This is a genomic window from Desulfovibrio faecalis, assembly GCF_053570625.1.
Genome location: NZ_JBRBQR010000001.1, coordinates 3,358,373 through 3,372,222, shown reverse-complemented (window position 1 = coordinate 3,372,222; position 13,850 = coordinate 3,358,373). Strand labels below are relative to the sequence as shown.

Here is a 13,850-nt window from a genome sequence, read left to right as displayed (position 1 = left end):
CAAGCTTGACCTGCGGGGGAAATCCCGCAGGCGCGCTCTGTCCAGGCCTGCGTCCGGCAAGCAGCAGCCAAAGGCAGTAATCCTGTGAGCCTGCTGCTTTGCGCCGCCACCGGCCCGGAACTGGCGAGCCTTGTGCCCGGTTTTTCCCCGGCGGGGCTTGCCGCCACAGCCGGGGAAGCAACTGAAAGCCCGGCAAAATGCTGGCCAGAAATGCACCTTTGGCCCGTGAGCCTCAAGCATGGCGCCGCGCTGTGCTGCATTACCGGAGTCGGCCCCATTAACGCCGCTCTGGCCATGGGCATGGCCCTTTGCCGGGCTAAAGCCGAGGGTACGCCCATAACGGCTGTGCTCAACGCAGGCCTTGCCGGGGCCTTTGACCTGACAGAGCGTCGGCTTCTGGGATTGTGCATGGTGAGCGAAGAAATCTGGCCCGAATACGGTCTGCACGACGGGCGCTCCGTCACCGCCGAAGCTTTTGGCTTTCCGCAGTGGCAACCAGAGGGCGGGCCTGCGGTGCGCAACCGCCTGTCCCTGGCAGGGCCGGAAGCGCTGGAGCGCTTTGGCGCACGTCAGCAACGGCATGTTTTTTTGCCATGCACATCGCTCACCGTGGCCGGGGTCAGCGCAAGTTTTGCCAGAGCGGCAGACCTACGCGCCCGCTACCGGGCTGATCTGGAAAATATGGAAGGCTTTGCCGTAGCGTATGCCTGCGCCCGCGAGGGCATCCCCTGTGTGGAAGCGCGCAGCGTTTCCAACAAGGTCGGGCCGCGCGCCAATGATGAAAAGGATTTTCCCGGCGCGCTGCGCGCGCTTACGCGGGTGTTGCCCGCGCTTAACCTTATCTGAGTAGCATATGATCCAACTGAAAGCACGTCTGGCCCTTGAGCTGCCCGGCATCAACCGCGCTCTGAACAAGGCAGTGGATACCCTGCCGGAACCGGTGCGGCCTGTGGCCCGGCATATTTTTGATGCGGGCGGCAAGCGCCTGCGGCCCCTGCTGACCGTGCTCACGGCCCGCCTGCTGGGGCATGAGGCCAAGAGCATACAGGATCTGGCGATCACGCTGGAGATGCTCCACGCCGCAACCCTGCTGCACGACGATGTGCTGGACAATGCCGTAAGCCGCCGTGGCAAGCCCGCTGCGCATACGCTTTTTGACGTTTCCAGCGTCATTCTTGCAGGCGATGCCCTGCTGGCCGGGGCCAACGCCCTGGTGGCCAATTACGGCGACACGCGACTGACCCGCTGTTTTTCGGAAGCCACCAGCCGCACAGCGGCGGGTGAAATCCTCGAGATCGCGGCCCAGCGCCGCGTGGATTCCAGCAGCGCCGACTATGAAGACATGGTGCGCGGCAAAACGGCCTGGCTTATTCGCGCTGCCTGTGAAATGGGCGCGCTTGCCGCCGGGGCCGATGATGCCGCAGTGGCCGCTGCCGCCGCCTATGGCGAAAACCTTGGCATGGCCTTTCAGATGGTGGACGATGCCCTTGATTTCGCGCCAGAAAGCGTGACAGGCAAGCCCACTGGCGGCGATGTGCGCGAGGGCAAGCTCACGCCGCCCCTGCGCCTCTACCGCGACAGCCTGAGCACCGCAGAACGTAGCGCCTTTGACGCCGCGTTTTGCGCAGGGCTGATGACGGAAACCGATGCCGCAAGCATTGCCGAGAGCATCCGGCAGGCCGGACATGACGATGCCGTGCGCCGTCAGGCCGATGAATTTCTTGACGCGGCCAGGCAGGCATTAGAAACTCTGCCTGACAGACCCGAGCGCGAGCTTATGCGCCAGATGGCCGACTACGTGCGCGACAGAAAAAAGTAAGCAGCCAAACCAAGAGGAATGCAAATCATGCTCTATAGGGTGGAAACCGGCCCCCGCGCCGGACTTGACGATACCCAGGGCCGCAAGACGGCCCAGCACCTGCGCAAGGCGCTGAACATTTCTGTTTCTGGCGTTCGCCAGATCAAGGTCTTTACGGCTGACGGGCTTGATGCCGCGCAGGTGGCCCGCTTGCTGGACGAAAGCATCTGGCACGACCCCATCCTTCAGGAAGCCTCCCTTGAACCGCTGCCCCTGCTGGACCCTGCGGCAGACTGGTTTGTGGAAGTGGGCTTCCGCCCCGGCGTGACAGATAACGAGGCCCGCACCGCACGCGACACCGCCGCCATGGTGCTGGACATCCCGCGTGACAGCCTGCGCGTGTATACCGCCGTGCAGTACCGCATCAGCAGCGACAAGGCCGCACCCCTCACCCGCGAGCAGGTGGACATGCTGGCCCGCGACCTTTTGTGCAACACGCTCATTCAGCGCTACCGCATCAAGAGCCGTCAGGAATGGGACGCCCAGCCCGGCTTTGAAGCGCAGGCTGCCAGGGTTACAGGCGAGATCAACGAAACCGTTGACACCATCGCTCTTTCCGCCATGGACGACGAAGCCCTGACCAAGGCCAGCCGCGAAAATACCTGGGCGCTCAACCTCAAGGAAATGCACAGTATCCGCGAGCAGTTCACCGCGCAGGAAGAGGCTGACCGCCGCAAGGCCCTTGGCCTGCCCGCCGACCCCACGGATGTGGAAATGGAAGTGCTGGCCCAGACGTGGTCCGAGCACTGCAAGCACAAGATTTTTGCCTCGCGCATCAATTATACCGATGCCGCCACGGGCCGCAGCGAAGTGGTGGACAACCTCTACAAAACCTGCATCCGCGACGCCACGGCCATGCTGCGCGAGCGCATGGGCGAAGACGACTACTGCAAGTCCGTTTTCAAGGACAACGCGGGCGTTATCGCCTTTATCAACGGCTACGACGCCTGCATCAAGGTTGAAACCCACAACAGCCCTTCGGCGCTCGACCCGTACGGCGGCGCACTCACCGGCATTGTGGGCGTGAACCGTGACCCCATGGGCACCGGCATGGGCGCGGAACTGGTGTGCAATACGGACGTGTTCTGCTTTGCCTCGCCCTTCCACGATAAAAACCTGCCCCCGCGCCTGCTGCACCCCCGCCGCGTGCTGGAAGGCGTGCGCGAAGGCGTGGAACACGGCGGCAACAAGTCGGGCATTCCCACGGTCAACGGTTCGCTGGTTTTTGACGAGCGCTATCTTGGCAAGCCGCTGGTTTACTGCGGCACCGTGGGCATCATCCCCGCAGAGATTCATGGCCGCCCCGGCTGGTTCAAGCAGGCCGAAGAAGGCGACTACATTGTCATGACCGGCGGCCGCATCGGCAAGGACGGCATCCACGGCGCGACCTTCTCTTCTGAAGAGCTGCACGAAGGCTCGCCCGCCACTGCGGTGCAGATCGGCGACCCCATCACCCAGCGCAAGATGTACGACTTCATCATGCGCGCCCGCGATATGGGCCTGTACCACGCCATCACCGACAACGGCGCCGGCGGCCTTTCCTCCTCCGTGGGTGAAATGGCAGAAGATACGGGCGGCTGCGTGCTGGATATCGCCAAGGCTCCGCTGAAATACGATGGCCTGCGCCCCTGGGAAATTCTGCTTTCTGAAGCGCAGGAACGCATGACCCTGGCCGTTTCGCCGGAAAAGCTCGAAGAATTCATGGCCCTTGCCGCCCGCATGGATGTGGAAGCCACGGCCCTTGGCCGCTTCACCACATCCGGCTTCTTTGAAGTGCGCTACCACGACCGCATCATCGCCTCCATGCCCATGGAATTCATGCACGACGGCGTGCCGCAGCTCGAGCTTGAAGCCGAATGGAAGGCCCCTGAGATCACCGACGTCACCGTGGACGTGGCCGAAGTTGAGCAGACCGCATTTTTGCAGCGCATGCTCGGCACGCTCAATATCTGCTCCAAGGAATACATCATCCGCCAGTATGACCACGAAGTGCGCGGCGGTAGCGTGGTGAAACCCCTTGTGGGCGTCAAGCGCGACGGCCCGGCGGACGCTGGCGTTATCCGCCCCCTGCTGGAATCGGACGCGGGCCTTGTGATCTCCCATGGCATCTGCCCCAAGTTCAGCGATTACGACACCTACTGGATGATGGCCAACGCCATGGACGAAGCCATCCGCAATGCCGTTGCCGTGGGTGCAGACCCTGACGCCCTGGCAGGTGTGGACAACTTCTGCTGGTGCGACCCGGTGGTCAGCCCATCCAACCCTGACGGACGTTACAAGCTGGCTCAGCTTGTGCGCGCCTGCCGCGCCCTGCGCCAGTTCTCGCTGGCCTACGGCGTGCCGTGCATCTCGGGCAAGGACTCCATGAAGAACGACTACACCGGCGGCGGTGAGCGCATTTCCATTCCGCCCACGGTGCTGTTCTCCATTCTTGGCGTCATCCGCAACGTCACTGCGGCCCAGACCTCGGACTTCAAGCAGCCCGGCGATGCCATCTACGTGCTCGGCGGCACCTGGCGCGAAATGGCAGGCAGCGAAGCCGCTACGGAGCTGGGCCTCAAGGGTGGCCGCGTCCCCCATGTGGACGCCTCCAACGCCATGCTGCGCTACCGCGCCGTCAACGCCCTCATGGGCCAGCGCGCCATTTCCGCCTGCCACGACTGCTCTGACGGCGGCCTTGCCGTGGCCATTGCAGAAATGTGCATCGGCGGTCGCCTGGGTGCGGAAATCAACCTTGATGCCGTGCCCGCCTTTGAAGCCATGAACGTGACCGAACTGCTCTACAGCGAAAGCGCCAGCCGCCTGGTTGTGAGCGTCAAGCCCGATCTGGCCATGATTCTCGATGCGCTGGGAATGTGGCAGCCCTGTACCCGTATCGGTACTGTCACCGGTAACGGTCAGCTGACCATGAAATCCGGCGACAGCGTCATCGTCAACTCTTCGGTGGAAGATCTGGCCCGCGCTTTCAAGCGCACGCTGGATTGGTAACACCGCTACGACGGAACTGTCAGGGCAGGTAGCTTTGCGGCTGCCTGCCCTTTTTATTTGGCGGAATCCGGTGCCATTTCCTGCATTTCTGCGCAAATATTTCTGCCGCACGCAGGCTTTTGCCTCATCTCCATGCCAGTTCGCCATGCCGCGCGATCGTACCGATTTCATACTCCCCTGCTGCAATTTTGACATTTTCTAGACTATCTTTTTCAATAACTAATTGAATTAAAAGGTTTTATCAGTTTGACACGGAGCATTTTTTTACTGTATAGTGCCTCTACAAAGAACAGGCATTCCCCTGGGGAACCGATGGACGTTGAGCGCAAGGCGCGCTTGCTGCCATCATTGGAAGGTTCCTGGGGTCAGAACCGCGGGCGCGGTTCGTCCGGCAATTTCGCTGGCCAGCCTCGAACACTAACAAAGGAACGATCATGAAGTATTCACGCTGGCCATTAGTGCTGGCGGCCATAGCCTTATGCATGCTTTTGGCCTCCCCCATGAACGCCGACGCGGCTTCACAAAGCGCTCCCTCCGATCAAAAGCATTCGAACGCTACCCCCCACGCCGCCAAAAAGTCTTCCGGCGACACTGAGACTCGCAAATCCAAACGCGAAAAGACCAGTGACAAAACCGCCTCTTCGCACAGCTCGCGCTCCAAGCGCGATAAAGCTGAATCGCGCTCCAAATCCAAGCAACGCAAATCCTCATCCACTGCGTCCTTATCCGAAAAAGAACGCCGGGATAGCACAGACAGCCGTGATATCTGGCTGAAACGCGCTCAGGAAAGCGAAATCATGGCCGGCAAGGCCTCATGGTATGGACGCGATTTCCATGGCGGCTCCACCGCCAGCGGGCTTGATTACGACATGTACACCTTTACCGCCGCGCACCGCACCCTGCCCATGGGCACGGTTGTTCGCGTCACCGACCAGAATAACGGCAAGAGCGTTATGGTCTGTGTGACAGACAGAGGCCCCTTTGTGCGCGGGCGCATCATTGATCTTTCCTTTGCCGCAGCGCAACAGATTGATATTGATGATAAAGGCATCAGCAAGGTCAAGCTGGAAGTCATCAGTGACGAAAGCGGCACGCCCCTCAAACCCGATGAAGCATATTTTGTGCGCTACAACGCCGCTCAAGGTGATGAAAAAATCGGCCCCTTCCGCGCATTTGCGGATGCAGCCGCCATGCATGAAGCACTGCGCCAGGTTCACCCCGAGGCTGAAGTGGTCATGGATCAATCCAAGTAACAGCGCGATACCTTCCGCGCTGCACACGCGCGACAACGTCCCCGGTTTGTACCGGGGACGTTTTTTTATGCCGTGCGCAAGCTTGCCACACTGTCGCTTCCCCGGTATGGAATCTGTTTGTTGTTCCCCACCAAGAAGGATGTCATGGGCTTTTTTTACAGTATTCTTTCTTCTGCGGCCTTTGGCCTTATCCCGCTGTTTACACTACCGCTGATGCATGGCGGCGTTTCAGGGCCTTCCGCCCTGTTCTATCGCTTTGCCATTGCCACAGTGGTGCTGGGCATAGTGCTTGCCGTACGCGGCGAAAGATTCAGCGCGCGCGGCATTGATCTGTGCAAGCTTGCCGCCATGAGTTCCATGTACACAATGGCGGCCCTGCTCTTTTTTTGGGGATTCAAGCACATGCCGAGCGGTGTTGTGGCAACGCTGCAATTTACCTATCCCGTCATGGTCATGCTGATTATGATTGTGTTTTATCACGAGCGCTTCTCGTGGATCACGGCCCTGTCCATCCTGCTGGCAATTGCTGGCGTGTATCTGCTCTGCGGCGGAAGTGACGGCGACATGGGCGGGGCAAGCCTGCTGGCCGTGGCCCTGCTTCTGCTTTCCGCACTGTGCAACGCCGTATACATCACAACCATTTATGCCGCGCGCATTCCCAACATGAGCGGTCTTGTGATGACTTTTTACGTGCTGGCCTTTGGGGCGGTTATTTCCGGGGCCAACGCCCTGTTGTCAGACTCGTTCCAGCCCCTGCACTCATGGTGGGAACTGCTGCTCGCAACATTGCTGGCAGTGGTGACAGCCGTTATTTCAAACCTCACCCTCATTCTTGCCGTACAGCGCATCGGCTCCACGCTGACATCCATCCTTGGCGTTATGGAGCCTGTAACCGCCGTGGTGGTGGGTATTCTGGTATTCAGCGAGCCGTTCAGCATGTCGCTGGTCGCAGGGGTGGCCTTTATTGCCGCATCGGTTGTACTGGTCATGCTGGGCAAACAGATAACAGCCTTTTTTCAGCGCCACAAACACGCATAAAACAAAAGGCCGCCCGATGATGCGGACGGCCTTTTGAAATGGTTTGAAACGGAGACTACAGCCGCTCCACAACCTTGTCGCCCATCTCTTTGCAACCCAGCAGAGTTTTGCCGGGTTCCATAATGTCGCCAGTGCGGAAACCATCAGCCAAGGCCTTGCACACTGCCGCCTCGATGGCATCGGCTTCCTTGCCCATATCAAAGCCAAGGCGCAGCATCATGGCCCCGGAAAGGATGGTGGCAAGGGGGTTGGCCTTGTTCTGCCCCGCGATGTCGGGAGCGGAGCCATGGATGGGTTCAAACAGGCCGGGGCCGGAAGCGCCCATGGAGGCCGAAGGCAGCATGCCCAGCGAGCCGGTGATGACCGAGGCTTCGTCAGACAGAATATCGCCAAAAATATTACCCGTGAGGATCACGTCAAACTGCGAAGGATCGCGCACAAGCTGCATGGCGGCATTGTCCACGTACATGTGAGTCAGTTCCACATCGGCGTATTGGCGATGGGTTTCAATGACCACTTCCTTCCACAGGCGCGAGGTTTCCAGCACGTTGCTCTTTTCCACAGAGCAGACCTTGTTGCGGCGTTTACGTGCCGTTTCAAAGGCCACCGTGGCAATGCGGCGGATTTCTTCCTCGTTGTACACCATGGTGTTGTAGCCGGTGCGCAGGCCATCGCGCATTTCCTGCCCGCGCGGTTCGCCAAAATAGATGTCGCCGGTCAGTTCTCGCACAACCACGAGGTCAAGGCCCTTGGCGGCGATGTCGGCACGCAACAGGCACGCGCCGGCCAGTTCGGGCAACAGCATGGCCGGACGCAGGTTTGCAAAAAGCTCAAGCTCCTTGCGGATGCGCAGCAGGCCTTTTTCCGGGCGTTTTTCAGGCGCGAGGGCGTCCCACTTGGGACCGCCCACAGCTGCCAGAAACACGGCATCGGCATTGCGGCACTTGCGCACGGTTTCTTCCGGCAGCGGGTCGCCAGCCGCATCGATTGCGGAACCGCCGATGTGGGCGGTGTCGAAAACAAATTCGTGGTCAAACTTTTCGGCGGCGGCCTTGAGAACCTTAACACCTTCGGCCAGAATCTCCGGGCCGATGCCGTCACCCGGCAAGAGGCAGATGGTCTTTTTCATAAAATATCCTTGAACTCAATGCTTTCTGTTGATGCTCATTTTCTTATAATTAGCCGACTACCAGCTCTTTTTTACATGAAGATTTTTGCGCCAGAACAAGGAAAAAAGGGGGTTGCCGACAGGAATATACACTTACGGTATTTGACTGGAGGCAAAAGCCCGTTTTGACGCAGTTCTGACCAAAAATATCCTGTAAAAATTGGATTTTTGTTCTCTGGCAAGGCAGATAATCCTTTTTGCGCAGGGAGTGTACTCTCATGGTACTCGACCGGAGTAAAAAGGATTATCTAACGCAGCCAGAGGGCAAAAGGCCAATTTAGGCCAAGCGTTCCTTGACATAGCCAACCAACCCACCCTTATCCAGGATGGCAGCCATGGACTTGGGCAGCGGCGGGCAGGTTATCTGCGCGCCGTTGGTCAGATCGCGGATAATGCCGGTGGCGGCGTCGATTTCCAGCTCGTCGCCGTCATTGATCTTGTCCACGTCATCGCCCACTTCCATGAGCAGAAGGCCCATATTGAAGGAGTTGCGGTAAAAAATGCGCGCAAAGCTGTGTCCGATCACCACGTGCATGCCCGCGCCAAGAATGGCTATGGGCGCGTGTTCACGGGAAGAGCCGCAACCGAAGTTACGGCCCGCAACCATGATGTCGCCGGGGGTCACGCGCTTGACCCAATCGGGTTCAAGGCCGGACATGCAGTTTTCACCCAGCTTTTTGGAATCGGTCGTAACCAGAAAACGCGCGGGAATGATGGCGTCCGTATCAATGTGTTCGCCCACTTTGTGAGCCTTACCTTTGTAATTCATGAGGCTGTCCTTCTTTCTCTGCGCCGGGCGCGGTGGGCCGTGGCACAGACAGGTGCTGATGTGTGCTGCCTACAGCTGATCAGGCCCGGCCACGCAACCCGCAATGGCCGAAGCGGCTGCCACGATGGGGCTTGCCAGATAAACCTCGGAACTCAAGCTGCCCATACGGCCCTTGAAGTTACGGTTGGTGGTGGCCACGGCGCGTTCTCCATCGCCCAGAATGCCCATGTGACCGCCAAGGCAGGGGCCGCATGTGCAGGGGCCGACCACGCAGCCGGATTCCATGAAGGTTTCGATGAGGCCTTCCTTGAGGCACTGCTTCCATACCGTGGGCGTGGAGGGCAGCACAATACAGCGCAGGTGCTTGGCAACCTTGCGGCCCCGCAGCACTTCGGCGGCGTCACGCATGTCGCTGATGCGGCCATTGGTGCAGGAACCGATAACCACCTGCTGGATGGGCGTATCACGCACCTCGGAAACAGGCTTGACGTTGGAGGGCAGGTGCGGGCAGGCCACCACAGGCTCCTTGCCGGTCACGTCGATATTGACTACGCGCTCGTAAACCGCGCCGGGGTCTGCGGCCAGATCCTGCGTCAGGCCGGGGCGCTTGTGCTCCGCACAGTAGGTGCGCGTTTTGGCGTCCACGGCAAACAGGCCCACCTTGCCGCCAGCTTCAATAGCCATGTTTGCCATGCACAGGCGGCCTTCAACGGAAAGATCGTCCACCACAGAGCCGCCGAATTCCAGGGCCTTGTAGAGAGCGCCGTCCACGCCGATGGCGCCGATGAGCATGAGCATCAGATCTTTGCCGCGCAGCCACTTGGGCATCTGACCGTTGATGTTCACGCGGATGGTGGAAGGCACCTTGAACCAGGTTTCGCCCAGCGCCATTGCGGCGGCGATATCAGTAGAACCCATACCCGTGGCAAAAGCGCCGATGCCGCCGTAGGTGCAGGTGTGGCTGTCTGCGCCAATGACCACATCGCCGGGGCCCACAAGTCCCTGCTCGGGCAGCAGGGTGTGCTCCACGCCGCAGTCGCCGCCTTCGTAATAGTGGGTGATGTTCTGTTCTTCGGCGAACTTGCGCGTCACCATGACCTGATTGGCGGAATCAATATCTTTTTGCGGCGTAAAGTGATCCATGACCAGAGCGATCTTGTCTTTGTCAAAAACCTTTTCCGCGCCCATTCCCTTGAAAGATTTGATGGCCAGCGGCCCGGTGATATCGTTGGCGAGCACCAGCGACACGCGGCACTGAACAATCTGGCCGTCCTGTTCCACAACTTCGTCTGTGTGGGCTTGCAAAATTTTTTGCGCAAGCGTCTGTGGCATGATCTACTCCTTTCATCCTGGCTCCACCGAGGGGGGGCGCGGCGAATACGGTGTTTCGTAAGGCGCGGCAAAAACCGAGCGCCTGTTTTTATGTAATTCGCACAGGCTTTACCTGCACGGCGAGGGTGCACCTTGGCTCCACAGGTCAGCCGCCCCAGGGAGGGGCGGTCAGACCCGCTCAGACCAGAGGAACAGCCATTAATCGTGCTGGCAGTGCAGCCTCGGCCCCTCCTGCTCCTTCTTGAACAGGTGGTTAAGGGCGTTGACGTACGCACGTGCACTGGCAACAAAAATATCCGGATGGGTACCGCGTCCCACGGCGCTCACTTCACCCTCGCGCAGGCGCACGGTCACTTCGCCCTGGGCATCGGTGCCGCCGGTGATGGCGTTGATGGCGTACTGCTCAAGCTCGGGCTGGCGACCCACCATGTCGGCGATCACGTTGAACAGGGCATCCACAGGGCCAACGCCAAAACCAGCGCCGCTGCTCTCAATCCCCTTGATGTCCATGATGACGGCAGCCGTGGGCGGCACGCCGCCCGCATCGGAACTCTGCACGCTCACATGGCGCAGGCGGAAAAGATCGGGCATGCGGTAGACTTCTTCCTGCACAAGGGCCATGAGGTCATCATCGTGCAGGGTTTTCTTGCGGTCGGCCAGCTGCTTCACGGCTTCAAACACGAGGTTGAGCTGCTCATCGTCCAGCTTGTAGCCCATGCTCTCAAACTTGTTGCGCACGGCGTTGCGGCCAGAGTGCTTGCCAATCACAAGATTGCTCTCGGTGCGGCCCACAGACTGAGGCGTCATGATTTCGTAAGTTTCGCGGTTCTTGAGCATGCCGTCCTGATGGATGCCCGACTCGTGCGCAAAGGCGTTGGCGCCCACAATAGCCTTGTTGTTGGCAATGGGCTGGCCGATGGTCATGGAAAGCAGGCGGCACGAAGGATAAAGCTGCTCGGTGACGATGTTGTGCTCAAGCTGGTAATAGTCGTGGCGCACACGCAGGTTCATGACCACTTCTTCAAGGGCGGCGTTACCGGCGCGCTCGCCAATACCGCACAGCGTAACCTCTGCCTGGCGCACGCCAACGCGGAAGGCGGCAAGCGTGTTGGCCACGGCAAGGCCGAGGTCGTTGTGGCAGTGCACGCTGAAGATGGCCTTGTCGCTGTTGGGCGTGTTTTTGATGACGTGGTCAAGCAGCGCGGCGTATTCCTGCGGCTCGGCATAGCCCACGGTATCGGGCAAATTGATGGTGCTGGCCCCGGCCTTGATGGCGGCCTCGACCACGCGGCAGGCAAAATCGCCTTCGGTGCGCGAAAAATCCTCGAGGGAAAATTCCACGTTGCTGGTATATGTGGCGCAGCGTTTGACGCCCTCGACGATCATCTTAAGAACGTCCTCGGGATCTTTGCGCAGCTTGTGCTTCATGTGCAGGGGAGAGGTGGACAAAAAGACATGGATGCGGGGATTTTTAGCCACTTTGACGGCTTCCCAGCAACGATCAATGTCATTGGGGACGCAACGGGCAAGGCCCGCCACCTGAATGTCGCCAGCCTGTGAGGCAATGCGCTGCACTGACTCGAAATCGCCGGGGCTGGAGGCGGGAAAGCCCGCTTCCATAATGTCCACGCCGAGCACTTCAAGCTGGTGGGCTACACGCAGCTTTTCCTGCAAGTTCATGGTGGCGCCGGGCGACTGCTCGCCATCGCGCAAGGTGGTATCGAAAAAATAGACGCGGTTGTTCATGACAAACTCCTCTGGTTCTGACAAAGATGGCTATATCTTGCATAACGGCCACCGTAAAGGGCGGCTGTCCAGGGGAGCGTTTCCGCCCTTAGGGGGCGGCAACCGTTACGCAACCTCAATCGCTCTGGGGCGATAGGGCGCGTAGTAGCTGACGATTGCGGCGGGGAAGGATGACGAAGGTGTAGACAAGGCCGCCAATGATGTAGACGGCGCAAAGCACAAATCCCATGACGCGCGGAAAGGAAATGACCGTTCCGAGCACAAGCAGGAAGAAAAGCATGGTGCGGATGGGATGGGCACGCAGGAAATCATATTCCTTAAAGGAAAAATAGCGCACCTTGCTGACCATCAAAACCCCGACGCCAATGGCGAGCACAAGGGTCATATAGGGCAGGGCCGAAGCCATGGCGGCAGGAAAATGTGCGGCGCAAAAAACAAAGGTAACGACAGTGCAGCCGCCCGCAGGAATGGGCAAACCAATAAAAAAGCGCTTCCCCACAGCAGCGGTGCTCACGTTAAAGCGCGCAAGGCGCAATGCGCCGCAGGCAGCGTAAATGAAGGCGGCGGCAAGCCCCATGCGGCCAAGGGCCGAAAGCTCCCACTGCCACATGAGCATGGCCGGGGCAATGCCAAAGGCCACAAGGTCAGAAAGCGAATCGTACTGAACGCCGAACTCGCTGGCCGTATTGGTAAGGCGGGCAACCTTGCCGTCCAGACCGTCCATGACGGCGGAGAGCAGGATGGCGAAGCAGGCCGATTCAAAACGTCCCTGCACGGCCCAGACCATGGACAAAAAGCCGAGAAACATGCTCAACGTCGTGATCATGTTCGGCAGGAGGTAGACTCCTTTGCGCGGCTTTTTAACTTCCGGGGCCATCATTCACCATCTTTACTAAACTAAGTGCCGGTCTGTCGGCTTTTGAGCGTGGCATTGGGCGCGTTTTTCGGCCAGGCTACTTCGCTCTGGCCACCACGCTCTGCCCGGCGAAGACCTGTTCGCCGATGCGCGTGGCCGCAACATATCCCTGAGGAAGGTAAAGGTCAACTCGCGAACCAAAGCGGATCATGCCGTAGCGTTCCCCACGTGCAAGGGCTTCGCCCTCGTCAACGCGGCAGACAATACGGCGGGCGATAAGCCCGGCAATCTGCACCATGGTCCAGGGGTTGCCGTCCGCATCGCGCATGCTGTAGGCGCAGCGCTCGTTGTGCGTGGAGGCCTTGTCAAAAGCGGCATTGACAAACGCGCCGGGGAAATAGCGGATGCCTTCAACTATTCCCGCTACGGGCGCGCGGTTCACGTGCACGCTGAACACGTTCATAAAAATGCTGATGCACAGCTTGGGTTCATCGGTGAAGGGGTCGGGGCGCTCCTCAATGCGGATAACCTTGCCGTCCGCAGGGCTTACGGCAAGCCCCTCGCCCTGTGGCACCACCCGCTCGGGATCGCGGAAAAAGTGCATGCTGAACCAGCAAAGGGCCAGAAAAATCACGGCCAGAAGCCACCAGCCCATGCAGGCAAAAACCAACGCGCTGAGCGCGGTAAGGCCGATACAAGGCCAACCTTCGGGGGTGATGCCGCTATTGGGTGCACGCATGGCGACTCCTGTATGAATTGGCGCAGCCAGCCAACGCCGGACAACGCTTGAATAAAAAAGGGCAAGTGCTGAACGTGCTACATACCCTGCGTTTTTCTGCAAG

11 protein-coding genes are annotated in these 13,850 nt (G+C 59.5%); 5 read left to right on the top strand and 6 right to left on the bottom strand.

The genetic code is table 11. From position 1 onward, the window contains the following. The first annotated feature begins 84 nt into the window (after nt 1-84). The 5 genes from mqnB to ACUZ79_RS14755 all read left to right on the top strand — a co-directional run bounded on the left by mqnB (nt 85) and on the right by ACUZ79_RS14755 (nt 7,137). A complete protein-coding gene (gene mqnB, locus ACUZ79_RS14775) occupies nt 85-846 on the top strand; it encodes a futalosine hydrolase (protein ID WP_449252046.1) in 762 nt (253 codons plus the stop codon). Between the two features lie 7 nt (nt 847-853). Then, a complete protein-coding gene (locus tag ACUZ79_RS14770) occupies nt 854-1,819 on the top strand; it encodes a polyprenyl synthetase family protein (RefSeq protein ID WP_192112781.1) in 966 nt (321 codons plus the stop codon). Nucleotides 1,820-1,846: 27 nt separating this feature from the next. Next, a complete protein-coding gene (locus ACUZ79_RS14765) occupies nt 1,847-4,846 on the top strand; it encodes an AIR synthase-related protein (RefSeq protein WP_240825490.1) in 3,000 nt (999 codons plus the stop codon). A 434-nt stretch (nt 4,847-5,280) separates the two neighbouring features. Beyond that, nucleotides 5,281-6,099 (top strand): septal ring lytic transglycosylase RlpA family protein, encoded by an 819-nt coding sequence (locus ACUZ79_RS14760; protein ID WP_240825487.1) that lies wholly within the window; start codon nt 5,281-5,283, stop codon nt 6,097-6,099. 144 nt (nt 6,100-6,243) lie between these two features. Then, nucleotides 6,244-7,137 carry a DMT family transporter gene (locus tag ACUZ79_RS14755; RefSeq protein ID WP_240825484.1) on the top strand — a complete coding sequence of 298 codons (894 nt, stop codon included), beginning with the start codon at nt 6,244-6,246 and terminating at the stop codon, nt 7,135-7,137. 55 nt (nt 7,138-7,192) lie between these two features. Here ACUZ79_RS14755 and leuB read toward each other — a convergent pair whose 3' ends face one another. The 6 genes from leuB to ACUZ79_RS14725 all read right to left on the bottom strand — a co-directional run bounded on the left by leuB (nt 7,193) and on the right by ACUZ79_RS14725 (nt 13,747). After that, nucleotides 7,193-8,266 (bottom strand): 3-isopropylmalate dehydrogenase, encoded by a 1,074-nt coding sequence (gene leuB, locus ACUZ79_RS14750; protein WP_449252045.1) that lies wholly within the window; start codon nt 8,264-8,266, stop codon nt 7,193-7,195. A 316-nt stretch (nt 8,267-8,582) separates the two neighbouring features. Then, entirely contained in the window at nt 8,583-9,074 is a 492-nt protein-coding gene (locus ACUZ79_RS14745) for a 3-isopropylmalate dehydratase small subunit (RefSeq protein WP_022659801.1), read from the bottom strand. A gap of 69 nt (nt 9,075-9,143) precedes the next feature. Continuing rightward, a complete protein-coding gene (locus ACUZ79_RS14740; protein WP_240825479.1) occupies nt 9,144-10,406 on the bottom strand; it encodes a 3-isopropylmalate dehydratase large subunit in 1,263 nt (420 codons plus the stop codon). A 198-nt stretch (nt 10,407-10,604) separates the two neighbouring features. Continuing rightward, a complete protein-coding gene (locus ACUZ79_RS14735) occupies nt 10,605-12,152 on the bottom strand; it encodes a 2-isopropylmalate synthase (RefSeq protein WP_192112774.1) in 1,548 nt (515 codons plus the stop codon). A gap of 115 nt (nt 12,153-12,267) precedes the next feature. Further along, on the bottom strand, nt 12,268-13,032 hold the full coding sequence (gene pssA / locus ACUZ79_RS14730) for a CDP-diacylglycerol--serine O-phosphatidyltransferase (protein WP_449252044.1): 765 nt from the start codon (nt 13,030-13,032) through the stop codon (nt 12,268-12,270). 73 nt (nt 13,033-13,105) lie between these two features. Continuing rightward, nucleotides 13,106-13,747: a phosphatidylserine decarboxylase family protein gene (locus ACUZ79_RS14725; protein ID WP_449252043.1), complete on the bottom strand. Its 642-nt coding sequence runs from the start codon at nt 13,745-13,747 to the stop codon at nt 13,106-13,108. Between the last annotated feature and the right edge of the window lie 103 nt (nt 13,748-13,850).